This is a genomic window from Janthinobacterium sp. CG3 (assembly GCF_000344615.1).
In the GTDB taxonomy this organism is placed as follows: Bacteria; Pseudomonadota; Gammaproteobacteria; order Burkholderiales; family Burkholderiaceae_D; genus Janthinobacterium.
On sequence record NZ_KB467824.1, the window covers coordinates 4,735,438 to 4,735,829 of the forward strand.

Annotated in this window: 1 protein-coding gene; it reads left to right on the forward strand. The window is 45.2% G+C overall.

The annotated features are described in order from the left end of the window. A partial coding sequence (locus tag JANGC3_RS33935) for a hypothetical protein (protein WP_232429746.1) occupies positions 1-224 on the forward strand: 224 nt, incomplete at its 5' end. Between the last annotated feature and the right edge of the window lie 168 nt (positions 225-392).

Sequence of the window (392 nt, forward strand, 5' to 3'; positions counted from 1 at the left end):
CCTCCTTTCTAGAGTTGCACCGGGCTGAGAACGTTCACTCATTAAATGTCCACATTTATCGACTGTTGAAATTGAAGAAGCAGCTTGCAAAGCTCAAACGTAAGTCGCCGCGACACGCGCCGGATTTAGGTTTGATCTTTCAAAGATTATTGGCTGTTTCGTTCTTTAACAATTTGGAAGAAGTAAAGTTTTATTTGACCGGCAGGAATGCCGGTCATGGGTAGTGATTGTATTATCAACAAACATGGTTCAAGCAATTGAATCTGGCAACGCTGTACTTTCTTATCCCAGTACCGTTTCTTTCGGCGCGCAAGCGGCGAGAGGCTAACGTTATAGGGACAAGCGAATAAGTGCACATGGTGGATGCCTTGGCGATTACAGGCGATGAAGGA